Annotated in this window: 22 protein-coding genes and 2 pseudogenes; 15 read left to right on the forward strand and 9 right to left on the reverse strand. The window is 29.6% G+C overall.

What is annotated here, in order from left to right; translation table 11 throughout:
- Nucleotides 1-449: 449 nt before the first annotated feature.
- Together ES044_RS09575 and rocD are read right to left on the reverse strand one after the other, a co-directional pair.
- Nucleotides 450-899, reverse strand: a complete 450-nt coding sequence (locus tag ES044_RS09575; protein ID WP_147120590.1) for a DUF5362 family protein — start codon at nucleotides 897-899, stop codon at nucleotides 450-452.
- A gap of 101 nt (nucleotides 900-1,000) precedes the next feature.
- Complete coding sequence (rocD, locus tag ES044_RS09580) at nucleotides 1,001-2,281, reverse strand: ornithine--oxo-acid transaminase (protein ID WP_147120591.1); 1,281 nt, start codon at nucleotides 2,279-2,281, stop codon at nucleotides 1,001-1,003.
- A gap of 745 nt (nucleotides 2,282-3,026) precedes the next feature.
- Here rocD and ES044_RS09585 point away from each other — a divergent pair.
- From ES044_RS09585 to rlmD, 3 genes are all read left to right on the forward strand, one after another.
- On the forward strand, nucleotides 3,027-3,503 hold the full coding sequence (locus tag ES044_RS09585) for a lipocalin family protein (protein ID WP_147120592.1): 477 nt from the start codon (nucleotides 3,027-3,029) through the stop codon (nucleotides 3,501-3,503).
- A 17-nt stretch (nucleotides 3,504-3,520) separates the two neighbouring features.
- Nucleotides 3,521-4,216, forward strand: a complete 696-nt coding sequence (locus tag ES044_RS09590) for an OmpA family protein (RefSeq protein WP_147120593.1) — start codon at nucleotides 3,521-3,523, stop codon at nucleotides 4,214-4,216.
- Nucleotides 4,217-4,519: 303 nt separating this feature from the next.
- Nucleotides 4,520-5,974: a 23S rRNA (uracil(1939)-C(5))-methyltransferase RlmD gene (gene rlmD / locus ES044_RS09595; RefSeq protein ID WP_147120594.1), complete on the forward strand. Its 1,455-nt coding sequence runs from the start codon at nucleotides 4,520-4,522 to the stop codon at nucleotides 5,972-5,974.
- Between the two features lie 88 nt (nucleotides 5,975-6,062).
- On the opposite strand, the gene ES044_RS09600 is transcribed toward rlmD, so the two are convergent.
- Both ES044_RS09600 and ES044_RS09605 read right to left on the reverse strand, forming a co-directional pair.
- Nucleotides 6,063-6,494, reverse strand: a complete 432-nt coding sequence (locus ES044_RS09600) for a type II toxin-antitoxin system VapC family toxin (RefSeq protein WP_147120595.1) — start codon at nucleotides 6,492-6,494, stop codon at nucleotides 6,063-6,065.
- Entirely contained in the window at nucleotides 6,484-6,738 is a 255-nt protein-coding gene (locus tag ES044_RS09605; protein ID WP_147120596.1) for a DUF6364 family protein, read from the reverse strand. The genes ES044_RS09600 and ES044_RS09605 overlap by 11 nt, the downstream gene beginning before the upstream one ends.
- Nucleotides 6,739-6,786: 48 nt before the next feature.
- Here ES044_RS09605 and ES044_RS09610 point away from each other — a divergent pair.
- A pseudogene (locus ES044_RS09610) lies at nucleotides 6,787-6,960 on the forward strand (23S rRNA (uracil(1939)-C(5))-methyltransferase RlmD); the annotation flags it as partial.
- 53 nt (nucleotides 6,961-7,013) lie between these two features.
- Here ES044_RS09610 and ES044_RS09615 read toward each other — a convergent pair.
- On the reverse strand, nucleotides 7,014-10,514 hold the full coding sequence (locus ES044_RS09615) for a VWA domain-containing protein (protein ID WP_147187063.1): 3,501 nt from the start codon (nucleotides 10,512-10,514) through the stop codon (nucleotides 7,014-7,016).
- A gap of 157 nt (nucleotides 10,515-10,671) precedes the next feature.
- On the opposite strand from ES044_RS09615, the gene ES044_RS09620 reads away from it, so the two are divergent.
- From ES044_RS09620 to ES044_RS18535, 10 genes are all read left to right on the forward strand, one after another.
- On the forward strand, nucleotides 10,672-10,968 hold the full coding sequence (locus tag ES044_RS09620; RefSeq protein ID WP_147119411.1) for a 4a-hydroxytetrahydrobiopterin dehydratase: 297 nt from the start codon (nucleotides 10,672-10,674) through the stop codon (nucleotides 10,966-10,968).
- A 4-nt stretch (nucleotides 10,969-10,972) separates the two neighbouring features.
- A complete protein-coding gene (locus ES044_RS09625) occupies nucleotides 10,973-11,428 on the forward strand; it encodes a DUF6452 family protein (RefSeq protein WP_147119410.1) in 456 nt (151 codons plus the stop codon).
- Nucleotides 11,409-12,110: a DUF6048 family protein gene (locus tag ES044_RS09630; protein WP_147119409.1), complete on the forward strand. Its 702-nt coding sequence runs from the start codon at nucleotides 11,409-11,411 to the stop codon at nucleotides 12,108-12,110. The genes ES044_RS09625 and ES044_RS09630 overlap by 20 nt, the downstream gene beginning before the upstream one ends.
- Before the next feature lie 127 nt (nucleotides 12,111-12,237).
- Nucleotides 12,238-13,188 carry an isopenicillin N synthase family dioxygenase gene (locus tag ES044_RS09635; RefSeq protein WP_147119408.1) on the forward strand — a complete coding sequence of 317 codons (951 nt, stop codon included), beginning with the start codon at nucleotides 12,238-12,240 and terminating at the stop codon, nucleotides 13,186-13,188.
- 117 nt (nucleotides 13,189-13,305) lie between these two features.
- Entirely contained in the window at nucleotides 13,306-13,629 is a 324-nt protein-coding gene (locus ES044_RS09640) for a translation initiation factor (protein ID WP_147119407.1), read from the forward strand.
- A 49-nt stretch (nucleotides 13,630-13,678) separates the two neighbouring features.
- Nucleotides 13,679-14,623, forward strand: a complete 945-nt coding sequence (locus tag ES044_RS09645; RefSeq protein ID WP_147119406.1) for a DUF1835 domain-containing protein — start codon at nucleotides 13,679-13,681, stop codon at nucleotides 14,621-14,623.
- Nucleotides 14,624-15,493 carry a nucleoside phosphorylase gene (locus ES044_RS09650; RefSeq protein ID WP_147187065.1) on the forward strand — a complete coding sequence of 290 codons (870 nt, stop codon included), beginning with the start codon at nucleotides 14,624-14,626 and terminating at the stop codon, nucleotides 15,491-15,493.
- Nucleotides 15,494-16,354 (forward strand): substrate-binding domain-containing protein, encoded by an 861-nt coding sequence (locus tag ES044_RS09655; protein WP_147187068.1) that lies wholly within the window; start codon nucleotides 15,494-15,496, stop codon nucleotides 16,352-16,354. It begins immediately after the preceding gene.
- 20 nt (nucleotides 16,355-16,374) lie between these two features.
- Nucleotides 16,375-16,857 (forward strand): DUF2147 domain-containing protein, encoded by a 483-nt coding sequence (locus tag ES044_RS09660; RefSeq protein ID WP_147119403.1) that lies wholly within the window; start codon nucleotides 16,375-16,377, stop codon nucleotides 16,855-16,857.
- Nucleotides 16,858-16,972: 115 nt separating this feature from the next.
- Nucleotides 16,973-17,110: a hypothetical protein gene (locus tag ES044_RS18535; RefSeq protein ID WP_189663274.1), complete on the forward strand. Its 138-nt coding sequence runs from the start codon at nucleotides 16,973-16,975 to the stop codon at nucleotides 17,108-17,110.
- A gap of 132 nt (nucleotides 17,111-17,242) precedes the next feature.
- Here ES044_RS18535 and ES044_RS09665 read toward each other — a convergent pair whose 3' ends face one another.
- Both ES044_RS09665 and ES044_RS09670 read right to left on the reverse strand, forming a co-directional pair.
- Entirely contained in the window at nucleotides 17,243-18,133 is an 891-nt protein-coding gene (locus tag ES044_RS09665; protein WP_147187070.1) for a carboxypeptidase-like regulatory domain-containing protein, read from the reverse strand.
- A 93-nt stretch (nucleotides 18,134-18,226) separates the two neighbouring features.
- Nucleotides 18,227-18,892, reverse strand: a complete 666-nt coding sequence (locus ES044_RS09670) for a uracil-DNA glycosylase (protein ID WP_147187072.1) — start codon at nucleotides 18,890-18,892, stop codon at nucleotides 18,227-18,229.
- Nucleotides 18,893-18,929: 37 nt separating this feature from the next.
- On the opposite strand from ES044_RS09670, the gene ES044_RS09675 reads away from it, so the two are divergent.
- On the forward strand, nucleotides 18,930-21,137 hold the full coding sequence (locus tag ES044_RS09675; RefSeq protein ID WP_147119400.1) for an endonuclease MutS2: 2,208 nt from the start codon (nucleotides 18,930-18,932) through the stop codon (nucleotides 21,135-21,137).
- A 445-nt stretch (nucleotides 21,138-21,582) separates the two neighbouring features.
- Here the strand turns inward: ES044_RS09675 and ES044_RS09680 are convergent, their stop codons facing one another.
- Together ES044_RS09680 and ES044_RS09685 are read right to left on the reverse strand one after the other, a co-directional pair.
- On the reverse strand, nucleotides 21,583-21,774 hold the full coding sequence (locus ES044_RS09680) for a cold-shock protein (RefSeq protein WP_018943662.1): 192 nt from the start codon (nucleotides 21,772-21,774) through the stop codon (nucleotides 21,583-21,585).
- A gap of 647 nt (nucleotides 21,775-22,421) precedes the next feature.
- Nucleotides 22,422-22,562: pseudogene (locus tag ES044_RS09685) on the reverse strand (cold-shock protein); the annotation flags it as partial.
- Nucleotides 22,563-22,574 lie beyond the last annotated feature (12 nt).

Raw genomic sequence — 22,574 nt, forward strand, 5'->3', positions numbered from 1 at the left:
CGATAAATACATCTATAACTTTATTCTTGGGTTGAGTCTTAATATCCATTAAAACCCAGGGGTTACTAATTCCTAATAAGTCTGATAAACCGTTTAATTCCATCCTGAAATGTAATCATTTTTAACAAATCCATTGTTTTTAGCGAAGAGCCATTTTAAAGTACTTTATGAACTATTACTATTTTTAATCGGACACTAATGATTTTTAAACAAAAAAAACTTACCTACTAGTATACACATCCATTTGACTCATTCAAAAAATTAAAGTCCACGCAATTAGTAATTCCCCAAAAATCTCATGAATGTTCAGAGTGTACAATTTCTATAGTTTCCTTGCTGTCTATTCTGATACAAAAACAAACTATTTAAAACTTTTATATGCGTAATACTTGCCAGGTAGCTAACAATAGACAGCTTATTTTTTTTATAATTTCATACAATTATTCACTCTAAATCAAAGAACCGGCAACCAAAGAAAAAACAATTAATAGAAGGTATAAAGAAATTAAAATAATAGTCAAAACCCCTATAAATTTAAAGTGAGATTTTAGCATTTCAAAAGCCTCTGTTAAAGTTTCATCATTTTTTGTTGCCAACGCCAGTTTCATTTTTCTAGAAAATTTAAATAAATACCAAACTGGAAAAACATAAAGAAGTGCCGACATAAAATAAATAATTGCTAATGATAAACCTATAGAAGGTAAACCTTGTTGACCCGCAAACATATTTATCATTGGCGCATAAAGTGTTCCGATTAAAATGGCCCCGATCAATAAAAAAGCAATACTAATAAAACCTAAAATAGCAAAGAAAAAAGTCCATCTAGAAATTTCTTTTAAAAAGCTTTTTGATTTTGTGTTTAAAGTAATCTGCTCTAATTGTGTTATCGGATTTCCCATAATTGTGTACAATTTTTAACTTCAAAAATAATAAAAAAAAAGCCACAAACTTACTAATAACAAGCAAGTTTGTGGCTACATCATTTTTAAGTAAAATAACGTTATTTACTAAATTCAGTAATTGTATTGGTAATAATAGCAATACACTCTCTTAATTGCTCTTCGGTCATTACCAAAGGTGGTGCAAAACGAATAATGTTACCATGAGTAGGCTTCGCTAGTAAACCATTGTCGCGTAACTTCATACAAATATCCCAAGCCGTAGAACTGTCTTCAGAATCGTTAATTAAAATAGCATTTAATAAACCTTTACCTCTAACCGACTCAACTAAATGATTGTTTTTACAAAATTCCGATAATTCCTCTCTAAAGATAACACCTAATTTATCAGCATTAATTGCTAATTTTTCATCTGCAACAACCTCTAAAGCAGCAATGGCAACCGCCGCCGCAATAGGATTTCCGCCAAATGTAGAACCATGATTTCCAGGGCCAATTACATTCATGATAGCGTCATTGGCTAAAACTGCAGAAACAGGATATGCGCCCCCACTTAAAGCTTTTCCTAAAATTAAAATATCTGCTTTTACTTCTGGCGTACCAGAACAATTTTTTTCTGGACACGTACAGTTTCCACAAGTTGCTAATAGACGACCTGTTCTTGCAATTCCGGTTTGTACTTCATCTGCAATAAACAATACGTTATGATCTGCACACATTTTTTTAGCCGCAGCTAAATATCCTTCAGAAGGTACAAAAACACCCGCTTCACCCTGAATAGGTTCTACCAAGAATGCAGCAATATTATTGCTACTTTCTAATGTTTCTTGCAATGCTTGCAGGTTATCATATTCTATTTTAATAAATCCTTTTGTATACGGACCAAAGTTTTTTCTAGCAACAGCATCATTAGAAAACGAGATAATAGTGGTTGTTCTTCCGTGAAAGTTATTTTCACAAACAATTATGTCTGCTTTATTTTCAGGAATCCCTTTAACCTCATAAGCCCATTTTCTTGCAATTTTTAAAGCCGTCTCTACAGCTTCTGCACCCGTATTCATTGGTAATAACTTATCGAAACCAAAAAGTTCAGTTGCAAATTTCTCGTATTTACCCAGCATATCGTTATGAAATGCTCTTGAAGTTAAGCTTAATGTTTTTGCTTGATGCGTCATAGCATCTACAATTTTAGGATGGCAATGTCCTTGATTTACAGCAGAATACGCCGATAAAAAATCATAATATTGTTTTCCTTCTGCATCCCAAACATGCACGCCTTCTCCTCTACTCAACACCACAGGAAGTGGGTGGTAGTTGTGTGCACCGTGTTTATCTTCTAATGCAATAGCTTCTTTCGAAGTAAGTTTGTCTAAAACAGTCATTTTTTTTCGTTTTAAATGTTTATAATGAAATAACCATTCCTGTTCTACCTTTATCCTTTCGAAAGTTTCGAAAATTCAGCGTAGGAAAGAAATCATCCCCGAAGTTACACAAAAGTACTAAAATAATAACATGAAATAAAATAATTATGGCGTTCCTTTATACTGAAAGCATTCAGCATAAAGGCGCGCTTTCACTACTCGCTTTTTTTCGTTGATAAATCTTGTCTTAAAGCGCAAAAAAGCGCAACCTAAACGTATTCAACTAAAAAAGAGCTCAAACAGGCCGTTCAATCGCTAACGCAAATCGCGAAGCTAAAAACAATTATTAGTAAAACAAATTTAGTGCATTTTTAAAATAGTTGTTTTTATCACACTTTTAAAGATAAACGGAAAGCGGTTAAATTAAGCATCTAAAAAATATTTCTAAACTTTTAACCCAAATAGAAACGCTGTTCTACTTTTTTATCAATTAAAAAATAGTATTTGACATGATAATTCAAAATTAGAAGAAGTAAGACTCCAATTAAGCCTAACTAAAAATTAAAATTGATTAAATGAATGTAAAACTGAAAGTAAAGCGCTGTTCTTGGTAGTTTACACATCGTTAAAGAGCTGTATTACTGGAAATTAATTCTAAAAAAGTATCTCAAACAAAATAAGTGACTTTTTATAAAATAATGTGTCTTTATTTTATAATTAATCAAAAAATTAGTATCTTAAATCTCTAAAATTAAATAACTTCATTATGAAAAGAACTTTATGTGTTCTCCTTTTTTTTACTTTAATCGTTGGGTGTAAATCTAAAGCGATTGTTAATACTAAATTAGACAATAAAACCGAGCGAATGCTCAAAGGAAACTGGACACTTACTGCTGTAAACTTTGCTGGCTCTGACTATTTAAAAGTAAATTCTTTTAATTTAGAAGATTCTAAATGCTTTATTGGCAGTGATTGGAGCTTTGTCTCTAACAACAATCAAGGTGAAATAAAACTGAATAGCATGAGCAATAGCTGTAAAGAATTTAGTTCGCCCATTACTTGGTACATCAACAAAGACGGTAATTTTATTTTAAAAATAATAAACGATTACAAAGCTAAAAATGTAAACAATGGTTTTGTTTTAGCGGTTCAAAATGAAACGGCAACTAGTTTCGATTTAGTAGATACTATTAATGTTGCAGGCAGTACCAAAGATATTACTTATTCATTTCAAAGAAAATAACCAAAAAAAAATACACAATGAAAAAAACAATTATATATAGTTTAGCTGCTTTATTTTTATCAGTAAGCACACTTACCTCTTGTAAGGCAATTCAGAATGCAAATAATACTCAAAAAGGTGCTGCAATTGGCACAACCGCTGGCGCAATTATAGGCGGTATTATTGGAAATAATACAGGAAACAAAAAAAATTCTGAATTAGGTGCCATATTAGGTGGTGTTATTGGTGGTGTTACTGGTGGTGTTATTGGTAACAAAATGGACAAGCAAGCTCGAGAAATTAAAGAGGCTTTACCAGGAGCAGAAGTAGAGCGCGTTGGTGAAGGTATTATGTTAACGTTAGGTGAAGATGCCATTAGATTTGATACGAATAAAGCAACCTTATCAGAAACATCAAAAACCAACTTAAAAAAGCTGGTTCCTGTTTTTAACACCTATGAAAATACCAATATTGTAATCTACGGATATACAGATAGCACAGGTAGGGTTGAATACAACCAAACACTTTCAGCAAAAAGAGCAAATTCAGTAAGAGATTATTTAGCTGCAAACGGAGTTGATAATGCTAGATTTGAAACAAAAGGTTTAGGGATTAATGACCCTATTGCTTCTAATGAAACAGCAGAAGGAAGAAGTAAAAACAGACGTGTAGAATTTGCTATTGTAGCCAATGAAGAAATGGTAAAAGAAGCAGAAAAAGAAGTAAAACAATAAAACAAATCATTTTTGTTTGATAAAAGAACTAAATTAACTTCTTGCTACATGAACCAAGAACTAAAACTTGTTCTAACAGGCTTAAATTAGATGAAAAAAGGATGCATTTTTCATTTTAAGATGAATCTTAAGAAATCTTTGAAATTCGTTTAATCAAAACCATAGATGCATTTAAACTAGGTTTAATCTTACGGTATTTAAATAAAATATTTCTTTCACAAAAGAGGCTACTCAAATGAGTAGCCTTTTTTGTTTCTTACCGCCATATTTTCCTTAATTTTACCAGCATATAAATAACAGACAATGCCACGTAGAGAACGAAATAAATTTGTGAAAAAAAATCAAGTTTTAGAGTTAAAAATTGAGGATTATGCTTTTGGAGGAAAAGGAATTGCAAGAATAAAATCTGAAGAAGGTAGTTTCGTTATTTTTGTTCCGAATACATTACCCGGTCAATTGGTAAAAGCGCAGATAAACAAAACAAGTAAAAACTACGCCGAAGCTAAATTGATCGATGTTTTAGAGCCTTCTAAAGATGAAGTTGAAGTGCCTTTTCAAGATATTCCTGGTGCACCTTATATTCAATTGCCCATACATTTACAACATCAATATAAAAAAGAAAGCACTTTATCTCTATTTAAAAGAATTGGTAAAGTTGAAAATATCGAAGATTTATTTGATGAATTTATAACATCGCCTAACGTATTTCATTACAGAAATAAAATGGAATATGGTTTTTCTGCTATTGGTTATGACAGAGTTACAAAAAGAGATAAAGATGAGTTTACGCTTGGCTTTAAAAGACGTGGCGTTTGGTGGATGGGAGATAACCTAGACAAAGATTCTGGTTTGTTTGATAAGCAAATGGAAGATAATTTGATAAATATTAGAAAATATTGCCAAGAAACAGGTTTAGAACCTTGGCACGGACCACAAAAAACAGGTTTCTTTCGGTATTTTGTAGTGCGTAAGTCTTTTAAAACAGACGAATTGTTATGTAATTTGGTTACCACTTCAGGTGATTTAGATAAATTTGATTTACAGAAATTTGCTTCTTTTCTAAAAGATATTTTCGGAGTGCGTTTGGCAGGTTTGTTGCACACTATTAACGATGAAACTGGCGATAGAACTATTGCAACGTCTGGTAGTTTAGAACTTGTTTATGGTAAAGATAAAATTGTTGAAGAATTGTTAGGTTTAAATTTTGAAATCAGCATGAAAAGCTTTTTTCAAACCAATCCTAAATGTGCAGAAAAACTATACAACAAAGTGGTCGAATATGTTTTAGAAGATAAAACAAAGGTTGACAATACAGTGGTAATGGATTTGTTCTGCGGTACAGGAACTATCGGTCAAATTGTTGCTTCAAAAAGTGATAACGCAAAAATTGTTGGGGTAGATATTGTGGCTTCTGCCATTAACGATGCTAAAAAAAATGCCAAAAGAAATAAGATTGAAGGGTTAGAATTTTATGCTACCGATGTTGGTAAGTTCTTAACGGCACACCCAGAATATAAAGACAAAATAAAAACAATTATTTTAGATCCTGCTAGAGCAGGTATTGCGCCTAAAACACTGCAAAAAATTATCGCTTTAAATGCAGACAGAATGGTGTACGTTTCTTGCAACCCGGCAACGCAAGCAAGAGATACAGAATTGTTAAGAGAAGCTGGTTATCTAATTAAAAAAATAAGTTTAGTAGATCAGTTTCCACACACATCGCATATTGAGACAGTAGTTTTGTTTGAGAAAGGTTAGTTGTTATTTGCCAAATGTCAGTTCGAGTAATTTCGATTTTTCATCAAAATTGTATCGAGAACTCATTCAAAATATAAAATGAAGTTCATTAAATTTCACTTTTACCTTTCATTTTCAAAAAGTTAAGAGGTGTCATTACTGCAATTTTTGAATTTTTATAATCTTTAATATTTCTTGTAATTATAGCATCTAAATCTTTAATTGTTAATGCTGATGAATACTGAATAGAATCTTCAAAATCTTTAAAATTATTTTTTAACGCTTGTACTATTTCTTTTTTTGTAGTTCCTGTAATTTCAGTCATTTCTGCTAAAGTTTCTAAAACTTCAAGTGTTTTAGTATGTCCTAGATATCTTCTAACAATGTAATAAATATTATTAATACTAACTGCTGATATATATAGGACAACATTTCCTTTTTCATTCAATTCAAAAAGTTCACTAGCAGGATTTACGTGGGGTTCTCTATCCGTAAAAAAGTCGATAACAACATCTGAATCTATAAATAATTTATATACCATATTTTTTAGATAATTCTTCAGTTAAAACTTTTTTGTAATCAAAATCGGTCTCGGTCTTTATAATTCCTCTTAATTTTTTTACTTTATAAGAAAGTTCTTCTTCACTCACTTTGTCTCTATTATCAGTAACTAATTTAAAATAATTTTCAACCATTTTAGACAGACTTTGCCCTTTCTCTTTGGCATACTTTTTTGCTATTTCAATTACTTCTTTTTCAATGGTTAATGTTAATTTAGTATTCATCTTTTTTTACAAATATACGTGTTTATATTTAATAATTTAACACGTATTAAAATTATCGATTTAAATGCAGATAGAATGGTTTATGTTTCCTGTAATCCAGCAACACAAGCGAGAGATACAGAAATTCTAAATCCAGAGGGTTATCAATTGAAAAAGATTAGTTTGGTAGATCAATTTCAACATACTAGCCATATTGAAATTGTGGTTTTGTTTGAGAAATAAAAAAAAGCCATTAAAATTAAATTAATGGACTTTTAGTGGATTTACTTTATTAATTATTCGCTACAATTACCATCAATTATATCTTGTTTATCAGGATTAAACTTATTACTATAAATAGTTAAACTAAGGTGATCTTTTCTAGCAGTTATTTCTTTTTTTAATGCGCATAAATTAGAAAGTTTTTCATTATTTATGATTTTTAATTTATAATTATTAGCACTCCCAAAAGTAAAGTTTTCTAAGCCCTCTAAATTTTCTAATAATTTATTGTTGTAAATATCAATAGTTAAACTTGAGGTTAATCTATTTAGAGCGTTTATATTCTTTAAATTAGTAAAAGAATTTAAGTTTATTAAAGAGGTATTAATTATTTTTATAGCAGAATTTAAAGAGCCTGTATTACCACCATCTTGGTTATCGTAATCTCTTTCAATTGTTTCAAGAGAAGGTAAATTTAAAGAAGCTATTTTTTCTCCTTCAATAGATAAATTATTTACTTTTTTTAGATTTGGTAGACTAAGTGAAGTAATATTGTTTTCGCTAATACTTAATAAACCTAAATTCGTTAAATTTTCAATATTATTTATATCACCGAGTAGAGAGTTATCTCTCAAATATAAATCAATCAAATTATTTGTAACTATAAAGTTGGGTATTCTATTTAATTTTGGGTTTTGACGTATGTTAATAGAACCATCTTCAAGAACTCTTATTTTTTTCTTAAAAATCAAATTTTTTAACTCTGGGTTTCCCATGATACCAAATCTCTTAACTTCATTTAAACTATCAAATTCTATCTTAGTAAGAGAGTTCATATCTCTAATTAGAAAAAGTCCTCCTACGCTTTGAAGATTACTAAATTCGTTAATATTTATTATTAAATCACATTTTGTAATTATTAAGCTATTTCCAACCTTTTCAAGATTTGAAAGGGCATTGAAATTTTCTATATCGTTTAAGCCACCATTAATATTTAATTGACCTGTAATTTCTTTAATAGTCTTATATTTTTCTATATCTGATTGTTTTATTATTGAAACATTTCCATTATAAACTGCTTGAATAGTCTTAAAACTTTGTTGTCCACCATAAGAAATACCAAATTCATTTTTAGCATAAGCTTTTACGTAATACGTTGTATTTTCTTCTAAATTTTTAATCTCGGAATTAAATTTTCCAACTCCATTGCCATCTTCTGAGAAGTTGTCATTAACGGTTGGATTCTGTTTCTTACTAAAACAAACACCTCTTACAGTTACTTCTGAGCCTCCGTCATGTAAAACATTATTACCAACAAGCCTAACTGAAGTATACGTAACATCAACAATATTGCTATAACCTGTTGTATTTACATAAGGCAAACCGTTATCAGTTGTAAACCTTTTATCAGATAAACGAATATTAAAAGAGCTTCCCAAACTATTTACTCCATAAGAACTAATACTATACTCTGTGTTACTTATCAAATTATTTATTGTTCTAGTATGCGACCCTAATGTGTTAAAACTACCAAGATCTATTCTAGTTCTATAGTCATAATTACTATTATATATTAGATTTACAGAGGTTTTAGTATCATCTCCAAAAGAAGTAATTTCAAATTCAACTTTTGCTGAAGTTGGTGTTAATTCTAAAATGTTCAAAATGTTTACTTGGGGCAAACCTGTTGTTGTTTTTATAAAAATTTCTTTTTCATAATCGTTTTCTACATCTTTTAATATCAATTTAGTTTTTGCTTCAAATAAAGATTTTGGTAATAATGATATAGAGTTAAAATTATTATTTTCAACTATTTCTATAATTGAATCATGTTCAATACTCCATTTATAGTTTGGAGTTATCTCCGCCCAATAAGTTTGAGCCTTTACAATAATGGTATCTAATCCATTACTTTTACCTGTAAATATTAAGTTTCTTTTATCTTGACTTAAATCTCCCGTGCCAACATAATGAACTTTCAATGTATCAACTCCATATCTTAAACCTGCTTCTACATTTGCATAAACACCAGATAAAACAGAGACAAAACCTTGTGCAGAAAAATTACCTGTAATTTCTTTGTTACTTTCAGTATTTGTATTTTCTAATGCCTTTACGGTTAAAGAATGTGATCCATCTCGTTTAGGTGATAAATAATTTAAGAAATAAAAACTGTTTGAAAAACGGAGAATATCTAGTCTAATTTGAGTAAATCTTTCTTCTAAATCATTTACACTAGAAGCATTAATATAATTACCAGGAAAAGCAATTTGATTTAAACTATCTTCATTTAAATCGCTACCCAAACCAACTACAAAAACTTTTTTATTTCCTCTTGCTGTTATTACTTGCTCGAGCGTACTTGATGCTTGTGTATCGTCACCATCTGTTAATACTACTAAATAGCCCTCCTCTACACTATCTAAAGTATATTTATTTTCAATTTTACTTAAACCAGTGATAATAGAACCATATAAATTAGTAGAAGGAAAACCTACATCAATAGAATTAATTGCAGCTTCTAAAGTATTTTTATTAGAAGTAAAATCTGTTAATAGTTCTGTATTATCAGAGAAAGCAAAAATTGCAATTTCTTGATTGTCTGCCAAAGCATTTACCAATTGTATGGCAGAATATTTAATTTTATCTAAATTGTCTTTAACACTTAAACTATTATCTAACATAATAACAGTTGTTTGTTTACTTGGTACTTGATTTAATTTTTTAACATATCTAAAAGATTCACTTGGAGAAATTTTATTTCCGTTTTCTAAAACTTCAAAATCATTATTTTCTAAATAATCTACTCCTTTGTTATTTTTATCTGTTACAGAAAAAAGAATATTAACGAAACTTGGAAATTCTGATTCTACCAAATAAGAATCAAATTTATAAAACTCTTCTGTAAAATTAAAAGTGTAGGTTTTACTTTCTTTCGGAGAATCATAAATAGATGCTTTTAAAGTCCCCGAAGTTGCTGTATATCTTAAAACATCTCCTTCTGTAAAAAAATTATTTGCTGCTTTTTCTGCAACTTTACTTTTTACTGTTTTGTTTGATAAACCAACATATTCAAAAGATGCAACATTAGCTTCTGATTTTGTAGATAATATTTTAGAAAAATAGGTTTTGTTATTATCAATATATTTTACAAAATAAACCCCTTTTGCTTTCGGAGTTAATTTAATAGAATTTATGCCTTCCGTAAATTTTCTTGAAAATTTTACAATTTCAGAACATTTAATGTCATACATAATAAAATGACTTTTAGATTTACCTTCACTGTAAAAATCAATTGTAGCACTTAAAGAAATAGGATTTGGATAAATAGCACGAATCCCTTTGTTAGTGTCTGTAACTTGTGATCCAAAAACAAATAAAGCTGTATTAATATCAATAGAAAAATTGTCTTTTATTGTTATTGATTTCCCTGTAGTTAAATTATCTACAATAACTTCACTTAAAGTTATTTGATTAGATTGTTCATCTTTTGCCTCAAAAGTTAGTACTGAATTTTGAGCGAATATTCCGCAACTTCCGAAAAAGAACAGAATGTAAAGTAGTTTTAATTTCATGATATTTTTTTAATGATTAATTTTTATAAAAGTAATTGCAATGTTCATTAAAAACAATACCTACCATTAGGTATATTTCCATCTTAAAAAGTTCATTTCATAAGTACATTATTTGAAATTAAAATCCTTATTTTTGAAGATTAAAACAATACTAAACATGAAAAAACTAACAGAATTCGAAATACGTAAAAAACTAGAAACACTTATCGATTGGGATTATGAAGACAATGCTTTACACACAGATTTTGAGTTTGATAACTTTAAAGATTGTATGTCTGCTATGAATAGAATTGCTTTTGAATGCGAGGCTTTAAATCATCATCCAGAATGGACCAATGTTTACAACACGTTAGATATTACCCTAACAACCCACGACGCAAATGGTGTTACAGATTTAGATTTTAAATTAGCACAAGCAATTAACAAAATTGTGGAAGTTGAAGAGGAAGATTAATTTTATGAAAAAAATAATTGTATTTATTTTACTTTCTATGGTTATTTTTTCTGCTTGCGAAAAAGACGATTTTTGTATTCAAAACCCAGTTACACCTAAATTAATTTTACGTTTTTACGACACAAATAACAGAGAAACCTTAAAAGATGTAGCCTCTTTTTATGTTTGGGCAGAAGGAAAAGACAGTATTTTTAAAAACGTAAGTACAGATTCTTTAGTCATCCCTTTAAATCGCTTTGCAGAAGAAACCATTTATAATTTTTCTAAAAACAAGGTGGTAAACCAGTTTACCATACAATATACAACGCAAGATGAGTATGTTTCTCGTTCTTGCGGCTTTAGAGTACTTTTTAATGATGTAAATTTTATTTCTAACAATACTTGGATAAGTGATTTTACACCAAATACAGTAACAGTTATAGACAATCAAATTAAAGCTCATGTGCAAATATTTCATTAGTATTTTCTTGCTTTTTATGGTTGTTGATGCCTTTAGTCAAGATCAGAAAAAAGATACTTTACAACTTTCTAAAGATTCTATAGTGTACAAATCTCCTTACGGCATACGTTTAGGAATCGATATTAGTAAACCCATACTAGCAAGCGGCAACGATTCTTATAGTGGCTTTGAAATTGTGGGTGATTATAGAGTTTCTGATAAATTTTATATAGCAGGAGAGTTCGGTTATGAAGAAAAAACATCTGTTGAAGATTATACAAATTCAACAGCAAAAGGAAATTATATTCGTTTAGGATTTAATTATAATGCTTACGAAAATTGGTTAGATATGAATAACGAAATTTTTACGGGTTACCGATACGGGTTTAGTCTTTTTGATCAAACTTTAAATAATTACACACCAAATGTAAATACTTCTTATTTTCCTGCAACGGCAATTACAACACCAACAACAGCCAATTTAAATGCGCATTGGTCAGAGTTTATGGTAGGTCTTAAAGTAGAGACTTTAAATAATTTATTTGTGAGTTTTAGCGTTTCTTATAAAATTTTAATGAGCGCAAAAGAGCCCGAAGACTTTAAAACATTGTACTCACCTGGCTTTAATAGAATTTTTGAAAGCGGCACAGGCTTTGGCTTTAATTACACGATAAGCTATTTAATTCCGTTTACAAAAAAGTAATTGTTTAAAAATTTTAGTACTTCTTTAGTAGAAGAATCTAACAAAAAATAGGAATCTAATTTTTATAAATTTCAAAAGCCTTTTTTTTGTAACTTTATAAATTCAATCTAGAAAAATTTATACCAGAATGAACAAAATACCCAGCGTTAATTTGGCTGACTTTTTATCTGACGATAAAAGCAGAAAACAAAAATTTATAGATGAAATTGGCCAGGCTTATGAAACCATCGGATTTGTTGCCTTAAAAGGTCATTTTTTAAATAAAGAACTAGTAGATAGTTTATATTCAGAAATCAAGAGCTTTTTTGATTTACCAACTGAAATAAAAGAAAAATATGAAATTCCGGGCATTGGAGGTCAAAGAGGCTATGTTTCTTTTGGCAAAGAATCTGCAAAAGGAAAAAAAGAGGCCGATTTAAAAGAATTTTGGCATTTTGGTCAATATGTAGAAGCTGCTTCTAAATATGCAGAAGAATATCCTGACAATGTGCAGGTAGCAGAATTGGCTAAATTTAATGCGGTCGGTAAAGAAACTTATCAAATGTTAGAGAAAACGGCAAAGTTTGTGCTGCGTTCTTTAGCCTTACATTTAGGTTTAGAAGAAACTTATTTTGATCATTATATTAAAAACGGGAATAGTATTTTACGTCCTATTCATTATCCGCCTATAAAAACAGAACCAAAAGGAGCCGAAAGAGCTGCTGCTCACGGAGACATTAATTTAATTACTTTATTAATGGGTGCTCAAGGAAAAGGCTTGCAAGTTCAAAACCTCGATGGAGATTGGATAGATGCCATGGCTGAACCAGACGAACTAATGATTAATGTGGGCGATATGCTATCAAGACATAGTAATAACAAATTAAAATCTACAATTCATAGAGTTGTAAATCCGCCAAAAGAAATGTGGGGAACATCTCGATACTCCATTCCGTTTTTTTTACATCCAATTTCTGAAATGAAACTAGATGTTTTAGAAAATTGTATCGATGAAAAAAACCCAAAACAGTTTGATGCTATTACTGCTGGTGATTTTTTAGAAGAGCGCTTAAAAGAATTAGGATTACGCCCATCCTAACCTTCCCAAAAGGAAGGAATTAACAGGTTTAAGATAAACAAAGAAGGAATGCTCATTTAAGTATGGGTGAATATAAAGTATGAGTTTTCCCCCCAATAGGGAAATTAAAAGGATCTTATGGATTTTAAAGACCAATTAAAAAATTTATTTCCAGAACATAAAGAAACAGAAGAACCAAAGGTAGAGAAATCAACTATTTGGCTGCAAGACGATCCTATACTCTGTAAATATGAAAAACGGAAAGGAAAACCTATTACCATTTTAGAGGGCTATACAGGCGCAACCTCTGACTTTAAAATGTTGGCAAAGGAAATTAAAACAAGGCTTTCTGTAGGAGGAAGTTTTAAAGACGATAAAATTATTATTCAAGGTGATTTTAGAAATCAAATAATGACGATGCTAAAAGAAAAAGGGTTTAAAGTTAAACGTGTTGGTGGCTGATTATCAGTAGTACACAATAAAATAATGGTGAAATCGTTATATTAAGATTATGGGGGAACCAATTTTACACATTACAAATGGAGATAGTACTACGAATTATCTTCAAAAATTAAAATTTTCGGGAGAATTTATTACCTGGAGAGAGATGCTTTGCGAAGGTAAAACAACAGCAGATGTTGGTAGCGAAGCTTTTTGGAAAAATAGATTTGATTTTTTTAAAACTACCTATAAGGTTAGTAAGCGAAAATTTATAAATTATACTTTAAAAGAGTATAGAAATCTTTGTAAAAATAAAAATCAAAAAGAAATTGTATTGTGGTTTGAGCATGATTTGTTCTGTCAGATAAATATGCTAGCAGTAATTAGCTGGCTAAAACGCTATCGAAAAGGATACCATATTTCTTTAGTGTGCAGCGGTAAACTAGGGAACTCTAAAAAAATGTTTAGTTTACCTGAATTGAACGAAAAGCAACTAAATAGCCATTTTAAAAATAGAGTTGAACTTACCCAAGACGATATTGAATACGCAGATTATATTTGGCAATTATACTGTTCAGATTCTCCTTTGCGTTTAGAAACGATTTATAAATTTAACCCAATGTCGCCCTTTCAATATTTGGCAACAGCAATAGAGGCGCATTTACAACGTTTTCCGTCTATCAATAATGGACTAAATACTTTAGAAAACACCATTTTAAAAACTGCAAATACTCAAAAGATTACTTCAAAAAAACAATTAATCTCTATTTTAACAAAAAAAGAAGATATTTATGGTTTTGGTGATCTGCAGTATGAAAATAATATTAACACTTTAGGCAACCTCTTTTCTTCATTTAATCCTGTAAAGCTGTCAAAAAAAGGAAAAGAAGTTTTAGCAAATCAACTTAACTTTTATGGGCAAATAAGAAATGATATTTCATATCTTGGGGGTTCAAAAAAATACAGTTTTCTTTATCAAAATGATACTAAAAAGCTGCTACAAATTACAACCTAAATGTCCATAAAACAATCTGAATTAATTCTAAATCCTGATGGAAGTATTTATCATTTAAATATAAAACCAGAACATATTGCAACCACTATTATTTTTGTTGGTGATCAAGATCGAGTAGATAAAATTACACAATATTTTGACTCTGTTGAGTTTACAACGCAAAAAAGAGAATTTAAAACTTCTACAGGTATTTATAAAGGAAAAAGACTTTCTGTAATTTCTACAGGTATTGGTCCAGATAATATTGATATTGTTTTAAATGAATTAGATGCTTTGGTAAATATTAATCTAAAAACTAGAGAGGTTAAAGAAAAGCATACAAAATTAAATATTGTTAGAATCGGCACTTCTGGTTCGCTACAAAAAGATATTCCTGTAGATTCTTTTTTATTAAGTTCTCATGCTTTAGATTTAAATGGGATGCTTCACTCCTATCAAGTTGATGAAATTTCTCACCCAGAAATTGAAAATGCCTTTGTAAAACATACCAATTGGTGTGCTAAAAAATCATATCCTTTAGTAATTTCAAATTCGAAGGAATTAGCTACTAAAATTACTTCTGAAAAAGTAATTCAAGGAATTACAGCAACTGCAGGAGGATTTTATGGTCCGCAAGGAAGAATTTTACGATTAAATTTACAAGATGCAGATTTAAATACTAAAATTGATAGCTTTAATTTTAATGGAACAAGAATTACAAATTTAGAAATGGAAACTTCTGCGATTTATGGCTTGTCTAAATTATTAGGCCACAATGCAGTTTCCATGAATGCTATTATCGCTAATAGAGCAAATGGTACTTTTAGTGAAAATCCGAATAAAATTGTAGCTGATTTAATAGCATATACATTAAAAAAATTAGTGGAGTAGATGACTGACTTAAAAGTTGGCGGTGTACCAGAACATTTTAACTATCCGTGGTACATCACTTTGAAAAATAAAGAATATAACGAACACAATATCAACCTTCGTTGGAAAGATTATCCTGGCGGAACAGGGCAAATGTGTAAGGCTTTAAGAGACGGTTCTGTAGATATTGCCATTGTTTTAACCGAAGGAATTATCAAAGATATTGCAGATGGTAATCCTTCTAAAATTGTTCAAACGTTTGTAGAAACTCCGTTAATTTGGGGAATTCATGTAGGAGCAAAATCATCTTTTAATAAAATTGAAGATTTAGAACACGCCACCATTGCCATTAGCCGATTTGGCTCTGGCTCTCATTTAATGGCGATTGTAAATGCATACAATCAGGGTTGGAATGTACAAAAACTAAAATTTAAAGTAATCGGTAACCTGCAAGGCGGCATTGATGCCTTAACCACTGGCGAAGCCGATTATTTTATGTGGGAACATTTTACAACAAAACCTTTAGTTGATCATGGCACTTTTAGAAGAATTAATGACTGCCCTACACCTTGGCCCTGTTTTGTAATCGCTGTTAGAAATGAAGTTCTAGAAAATAATTTTGATGCCGTAAAAAAAGTATTAGCCATCATAAATGCCGAAACAAAAGACTTTAAGAAAATTGATAAAATTGACCAAACTTTAGCAAAAAGGTACGAACAACAATTAGAAGACATTCAAGAATGGTTAAAAATAACGGAATGGAATGATGGACAACCCATCACCAAAAATTTAATTACACGTATTCAAAATGAAATGATTCAGTTTAATGTGATTCAAGAATTGAAAAATTCTGAAGATTTTATTAAAAACATGAACATTTAAAAGATAAACTTCAATTTATAATGAAAATAAAAACTTTATCATTCAGTGGCTTACTTATAATCTGTTTTTTTATAACCACCGCTTTATCTGCTCAAACTTCTATAAACGGAAAAGATACGGTTGGTGTTTGGAAAACAATTGATGATGAAACTGGGGTCACTAAATCTCTTGTTGAAATCTACAAAAAAGGATCTAAATATAATGCCAAAATAGTAAAGCTTTTAGATAAGCAAACCTTAATCAATATGGGCGAAGAGCGTTTTGAAGATATTTTATGTAAAGAATGTCCTGAAAATCATGGTAAAAATGAAAAATTAGAGGGTCTAGAAATAATTTGGAATATGGAAAAAACATCTAAAAAATATAAAGGTGGTAAAATTATGGATCCAGCAGATGGTAAAACATATTCTTGTACCATGTGGATGGAAGACGAAAACACCATAAAAGTTCGAGGCTGGCTAACTATATTGTATCGCACGCAAACTTGGTATAGAGTTCAATAAAAATTTAATTGTACGTATTTAAAATAAAATACTACAGTTTAACGTTCTTGAAGAGAAGAGAAAACTCAAGTACTTTCATAAAAAATAAGTATCTTTAGATCGAAAATAAAATAGAATGAAAAAATCAGTATTTATTATAGTTTGTGTTTTAGGAATTATTTGTTTTTCATCTTGCAGAAGCACATCACAGTCTTGTGGTTTAGCAGATAACACCTCTAATCACGCAACATTACAACAGATAGATTTAACATAATTTATCTTTTCTCTTTATTTTTAAATTCCCTTTACTCCGTTATTTAACACCCTTTTTTTGGTTATTTAGTACACCTAGATTTTCTGTTGCACTTAAAAATAATAATTATACAAGATATTATGGACAGTATCTTTAATTTGTGAGTGTTAATTCTACAGCTATGAGATTATATTTATCCTCATATTTTTTACCCAATCCATTGTTTTGCCAAACCTTTCTCCATTTTCCTTGATTAAATATCCAACTATTTTCATCCGTTTGAGCAAGGATTGTTCCGATTGCAGGCTCATAAGATAGTCCTTTCAATTTTTTTATTGAACCTTCCATGTTGTATTTATATTCATATCTATTATTTTCGATTATTAGCCACTCAACAGCAATAAAAAAACCTTCTTTAGGGAATTCAATATTTAATTTAGAAAGATCAATTTCAGTTGTTTTCTTTCCTTTTTTTGCAACACCGATTATGTTTTTATCATACATATATTTCTCTGGTTCTCCATTTTTACTAACACTATAAAGTCGGATATTAAACTTCGAGTTTTTTACATCACTTTTTGTTAAAAGTCTAATTTTTTTCAGGTAAGGTGTTTTCTCGAAATTATCGCTATAATTAAAAAATCTTGCAGTAATCCAAGGTTTTAATCCACAACCATAATAATGGTTTATTTTAGATTTTTTAAATTTTCCGATTATTAGTTCTTGTGTTAATTTTTTATACCTAATAATGACTTCATCTAATGCAGTTGTTAGCGGTTTTAATTCAAGGATATTTTTTATGGAATCAGAATATATTTTTTTTGTTTCAAATCCTATGGCCGAAAAAAGTATAAATTTCGGGCTCTTAATTTCTAATTCAAATTCACCTTTTTCACTTGATGTTGTTCCAATACTTTCATTTTCTACCCAAATATTTACATACGGTATTTTATCTTTTGTTTTGCTGTCAATTATAACTGCTTTTAATTGACTAAAACAAATATTTGAAATTAGTACAAATATTAATACAAGTAGTTTTTTCATATGGTAAGCATCAGAAAACAAGGCTAAATCATGTCAGTATCAAATCCATAATTTATAGCTTTGCTGTTTTTAAGGAGCTAAATTCGATATTAATTACCAGTCAATTTCAGGTTTATTGATGGACTTTAAAAATAAATTAGTTTTAGAAAAATGTTCATTTCCAAACCAGTATCCTCTATTTGCACTTAATGGTGATGGATGCCCAGATTCTAAAATATGATGTTTATTTTTATCAATCAACTTTACTTTTTTTCTAGCAAAACCGCCCCAGAGTAAAAAAACAATTTGTTCTTTTTTATCCGAAATTTGTCTAATAATAGCATCTGTAAAAGTTTCCCAACCCTGTTTTTGGTGGCTTGCAGCCTCATGCGCTCTTACGGTTAAGGTTGCGTTCAATAGCAGAACTCCTTGTTTTGCCCATTTTTCTAAATTACCACTTTGTGGATATTCTTTCTTTACATCTGTAGAAATTTCTTTGAAGATATTTTTTAAAGAAGGTGGATGACCTATGCCGTCTTCAACAGAAAAACACAAACCATTTGCCTGATTTTCTCCATGATACGGATCTTGACCAATAATCACTACTTTTAAATTATCAAAAGAACAAAAATCAAAAGCTGCGAAAATATCCTTTTCTTTAGGAAAACAAATATGATGCTGATATTCTAATTCTACATAATCTGACAACTCTTTAAAGTAGGATGTATCCAATTCATTTTGTAAAATATTTTTCCAACTATCAGCTATTTTTACTTGCATTGTTCCTTATTTTTGCAGTCATAACAAAGATAGCATTTTGAACAAAAACATATCAGAAAAAACATTACAAGATTTAGAGTTTTCCACGGTTTTGCAGCACGTTTCAGAGTTCTGTATTTCTGGTTTAGGAAAAGAAAAAGTTTTTGAAATTGAACCTATTCAAAACAAAAGAGAATTATTTAAAGAACTTAATTTAGTAGATGAATACCTGTCTTCTTTTCAAAGTGAAAATAGAGTTCCTAATCATGGTTTTGATAATATTATAGCAAGCGTAAAACGTTTAGCTATAGAAAATAGCTTCATAGAAACAGACGCTTTTTTAAAAATTGCCAGCACATCACTAACGGTAAATGAACAAATTAAATTTTTTAAGAAATTTAAAATTCAGTTTCCTGCTTTTTTTGAACTTTCTCAAAAAATTGAATTTATTACCTATGTTGATGATGAAATTAAGAAGATAATTGATATTTCTGGCGAGGTAAAAAACAATGCTTCTTCTGCCTTAAAACAAATTAGAAGAGATATTAATAATATTCGCGGTAAAATCGGAGCGAGTTTTTCAAGTGCTTTGTCAAAAGCAATCGCTGCTGGTCATCTAGATGACATTAAAGAAACTGTAGTCGATAATCAGCGTGTTTTAGCCGTATCTGCAATGCACAGAAGAAAAATTACGGGAAGTTTGTTAGGGTCTTCAAAATCTGGAAATATCGTATATATTGCACCACAAGCAACGCTTGCTTATAGCAGAGAATATCAAAATTTAGTGTACGAAGAAAAACAAGAAGTTGTTAAAATTTTAAGAAATTTAGCAACTACAATACGCCCTTTAGTTTCTTTGCTAGAGGATTATATTACGTTCTTAATTCATATGGATGCTATTGGCGCAAAGGCAAAATATGCAAAAGAAATTAATGCTGTTTTGCCAAAAATATCCAAAGAAAAAAGAATCTTTTTTAAGGATGCCTATCATCCTGTTTTATGGAGAAAAAATAACAAACAAGATATACACACGGTTGCACAGTCTATTGAACTGAATGAAAAACAACAAATAATTGTTATTTCTGGTCCGAATGCTGGCGGAAAAAGTATCACTTTAAAAACGATTGGTTTGCTTCAAGTCATGTTGCAAAGCGGTATTTTAATTCCGGTTGATGAACGCAGTGAAACCCATATTTTTGATACTATTTTAACGGATATAGGTGATAACCAATCTATTGAAAATCAATTAAGTACTTACAGCTACCGTTTAAAAAATATGCGTTATTTTTTACGCAAATGCGATGAAAATACATTGTTTTTAATTGATGAATTTGGTACGGGTTCAGATCCTGAATTAGGAGGTGCTTTAGCCGAAATTTTCTTGGAAGAGTTTTATCATAAAAAATCTTTCGGAATTATTACGACTCACTACTCTAACTTAAAGGTATTGGCAAACGAATTAGACAATGTTACCAATGCCAACATGCAATTTGATGAGCGTACTTTAGAACCTTTGTACAGATTGTTTGTAGGTCAAGCAGGAAGCTCTTTTACTTTTGAAGTAGCACAAAAAAACGGAATTCCGTACAGCATTATCAACCAAGCTAAAAAACGTGTAGAAACTGAAAAAGTTCGATTGGATAAAACAATTTCGAAACTTCAGAAAGAAAGAAATAGACTTCAAAAAAATTCTGATAATTTAGAAAAGCAGAAAGTTCAAGGTCAAGAACATTTAGATAGTTTACAAGAAAAGGAGCAACGTATTCAAGATAAATTATCTGGTTTTCAAGAATTGTACGATAAAAATCAAAAAATGCTTTCTTTAGGAAGGAAAACCAATGAATTATTAAATAAATACTTTCAGACAAATAACAAGAAAGAGCTAAATACCAATTTTAACAAATGGGTATCTGATGAAAAAGTAAAGCATTTAAAGAAAACTCCGATAGAACCCACAACAAAATCACAAAAACAAAAAGCAAAAGTTGTTGAAAAGCAAATACAAGAAGTAATTAAAGAAGTTGAAAAAGAGGTTTTAGAAAAAGTTGTTGAAGTTAGAAAAGAGAAAAAAATAGAAGCTGCAAAAGTTGCTAAAGAAAAGTCTTTATACGTGTATGGCATTAATGATAAAGTTAGAATTATAGATTCTAATTCTGTGGGCACTATTGACAAGATTGATAAAAAGAGTGTAACGATTAACTACGGTTTTTTTACAACCAAAACAACTGCCGAAAAATTAGAGTTGGTAGAAAAAGCAAGAAAATAAATTATGTCAAGTTCAAAGTATCTTGACATTAGAATAAAATATAATTTTAGTAGTTTAAAGCAAATTGTAAAACAAGACAATTCCGCTATAAATGCGGAATTGTCTTATTTTAGAAGTTCCAACAAGCAATTGTAAGCTACTTTTACTATTTTAAACATTAAGAGCAATAGACAACTTGTAGAAACACCAATACGATAACTACTCTTAAGAGATTTAAAAAAAAATCTTCGCTATATTTCAACGCAAAATCTGTGTAGTATTCAAACCGATATGCTGGGCTTCATAAATACCTTCAATTCAAAAATAGATTTCGTTTAAATTAAAATTTGTAGCCTTGCCATTTAACAAAGTTAAATTTCATTAATTAAATAATGTAAGCACTAAAAAAGCCTATCAAATAAATGATAGGCTTCTAAATAAAAAATTAACTAGTAATAGATATATATTATAATACTCTTACGTTTACTGCGTTTAATCCTTTTTTTCCATCTTGTAAGTCAAATTCAACTTCATCGTTCTCACGAATTTCATCGATTAATCCTGACACATGCACAAAATGTTCTTTGTTTGATCCTTCTTCAGTGATAAATCCAAATCCTTTAGATTCATTGAAAAATTTTACGGTACCTTTATTCATTATAAAAAATTATTGTGTTGCTAATTTAATTATTAACAACGTTTATTGAGCTGCAAATATAATAACATTAATTGAATTTTAAAACAAATTATATGTTTTAATTTATATTTTTTTTTAATTTTAACTTTTTATTTTGAAAAAGGACCTATCAGCAATGCCACCCATACATTTTGCTGGTTTAATCTTCCGTAAAGTTGATAATAAACTTTAAAATGCTTGTCAAAACACAAGAATAAATAGTTTAAATTATTCTTGTTCATGAAAACAACAATGCTGCTTTGCTGTTAGAATCAAACCTTGACTAAAGTCAAACAGAAAAAAGATTAATTTTTTGTTTTAAAATTAATTAGAAAGAACAAAATATCATTTTAAAAAACAGATGAAATCTATTTACAAGAAAATAAATTTACGAATCCAAAAAACTTTTAATCACCCACTTCTATTTTTAAACATCTAAACTAATACAGCTAAACCTACCTTTAACAGAAATGGCAAATTCTGAAAAATCTAGTAAAAAACCGTAAAGAGTTATTTTCCATTAAAAAAGCCTATCAAAATTTGATAGACTTTTAAAGAAGAAATTAACTAGTGATCGCTCTCTATAATAATACGCTTACGTTTACTGCGTTTAATCCTTTTCTTTTATTTTACATATCGAATTTAATTTCATCGTTTTCAACAACTGCGTCAATTAATCCTGACGCATATACAAAATGTTCTGTGTTGTTTCCTTCTTATGTAATAAATCCAAATCCTTTAGATTCATCGAAAAATTTTACACTCCCTTTTTCTTCTAAAAA

Origin of the sequence: Polaribacter sp. IC066 (genome assembly GCF_007997085.1) — a bacterium.
GTDB lineage: Bacteria > Bacteroidota > Bacteroidia > Flavobacteriales > Flavobacteriaceae > Polaribacter.

Bases quoted from the DNA above. Each gene is read 5' to 3' on its own strand.
- ES044_RS09620 (WP_147119411.1), top strand. From the start codon at position 10,672: ATGAAAAAACTAACAGAATTCGAAATACGTAAAAAACTAGAAACACTT.
- ES044_RS09630 (WP_147119409.1), top strand. From the start codon at position 11,409: ATGTGCAAATATTTCATTAGTATTTTCTTGCTTTTTATGGTTGTTGAT.
- ES044_RS09660 (WP_147119403.1), top strand. From the start codon at position 16,375: ATGAAAATAAAAACTTTATCATTCAGTGGCTTACTTATAATCTGTTTT.
- ES044_RS09655 (WP_147187068.1), top strand. From the start codon at position 15,494: ATGACTGACTTAAAAGTTGGCGGTGTACCAGAACATTTTAACTATCCG.
- ES044_RS09600 (WP_147120595.1), bottom strand. From the start codon at position 6,494: ATGGTATATAAATTATTTATAGATTCAGATGTTGTTATCGACTTTTTT.
- ES044_RS09585 (WP_147120592.1), top strand. From the start codon at position 3,027: ATGAAAAGAACTTTATGTGTTCTCCTTTTTTTTACTTTAATCGTTGGG.
- ES044_RS09635 (WP_147119408.1), top strand. From the start codon at position 12,238: ATGAACAAAATACCCAGCGTTAATTTGGCTGACTTTTTATCTGACGAT.
- ES044_RS09625 (WP_147119410.1), top strand. From the start codon at position 10,973: ATGAAAAAAATAATTGTATTTATTTTACTTTCTATGGTTATTTTTTCT.
- ES044_RS18535 (WP_189663274.1), top strand. From the start codon at position 16,973: ATGAAAAAATCAGTATTTATTATAGTTTGTGTTTTAGGAATTATTTGT.
- ES044_RS09645 (WP_147119406.1), top strand. From the start codon at position 13,679: ATGGGGGAACCAATTTTACACATTACAAATGGAGATAGTACTACGAAT.
- rocD (WP_147120591.1), bottom strand. From the start codon at position 2,281: ATGACTGTTTTAGACAAACTTACTTCGAAAGAAGCTATTGCATTAGAA.
- ES044_RS09665 (WP_147187070.1), bottom strand. From the start codon at position 18,133: ATGAAAAAACTACTTGTATTAATATTTGTACTAATTTCAAATATTTGT.
- ES044_RS09650 (WP_147187065.1), top strand. From the start codon at position 14,624: ATGTCCATAAAACAATCTGAATTAATTCTAAATCCTGATGGAAGTATT.
- rlmD (WP_147120594.1), top strand. From the start codon at position 4,520: ATGCCACGTAGAGAACGAAATAAATTTGTGAAAAAAAATCAAGTTTTA.
- ES044_RS09680 (WP_018943662.1), bottom strand. From the start codon at position 21,774: ATGAATAAAGGTACCGTAAAATTTTTCAATGAATCTAAAGGATTTGGA.
- ES044_RS09670 (WP_147187072.1), bottom strand. From the start codon at position 18,892: ATGCAAGTAAAAATAGCTGATAGTTGGAAAAATATTTTACAAAATGAA.
- ES044_RS09590 (WP_147120593.1), top strand. From the start codon at position 3,521: ATGAAAAAAACAATTATATATAGTTTAGCTGCTTTATTTTTATCAGTA.
- ES044_RS09605 (WP_147120596.1), bottom strand. From the start codon at position 6,738: ATGAATACTAAATTAACATTAACCATTGAAAAAGAAGTAATTGAAATA.
- ES044_RS09575 (WP_147120590.1), bottom strand. From the start codon at position 899: ATGGGAAATCCGATAACACAATTAGAGCAGATTACTTTAAACACAAAA.
- ES044_RS09615 (WP_147187063.1), bottom strand. From the start codon at position 10,514: ATGAAATTAAAACTACTTTACATTCTGTTCTTTTTCGGAAGTTGCGGA.
- ES044_RS09640 (WP_147119407.1), top strand. From the start codon at position 13,306: ATGGATTTTAAAGACCAATTAAAAAATTTATTTCCAGAACATAAAGAA.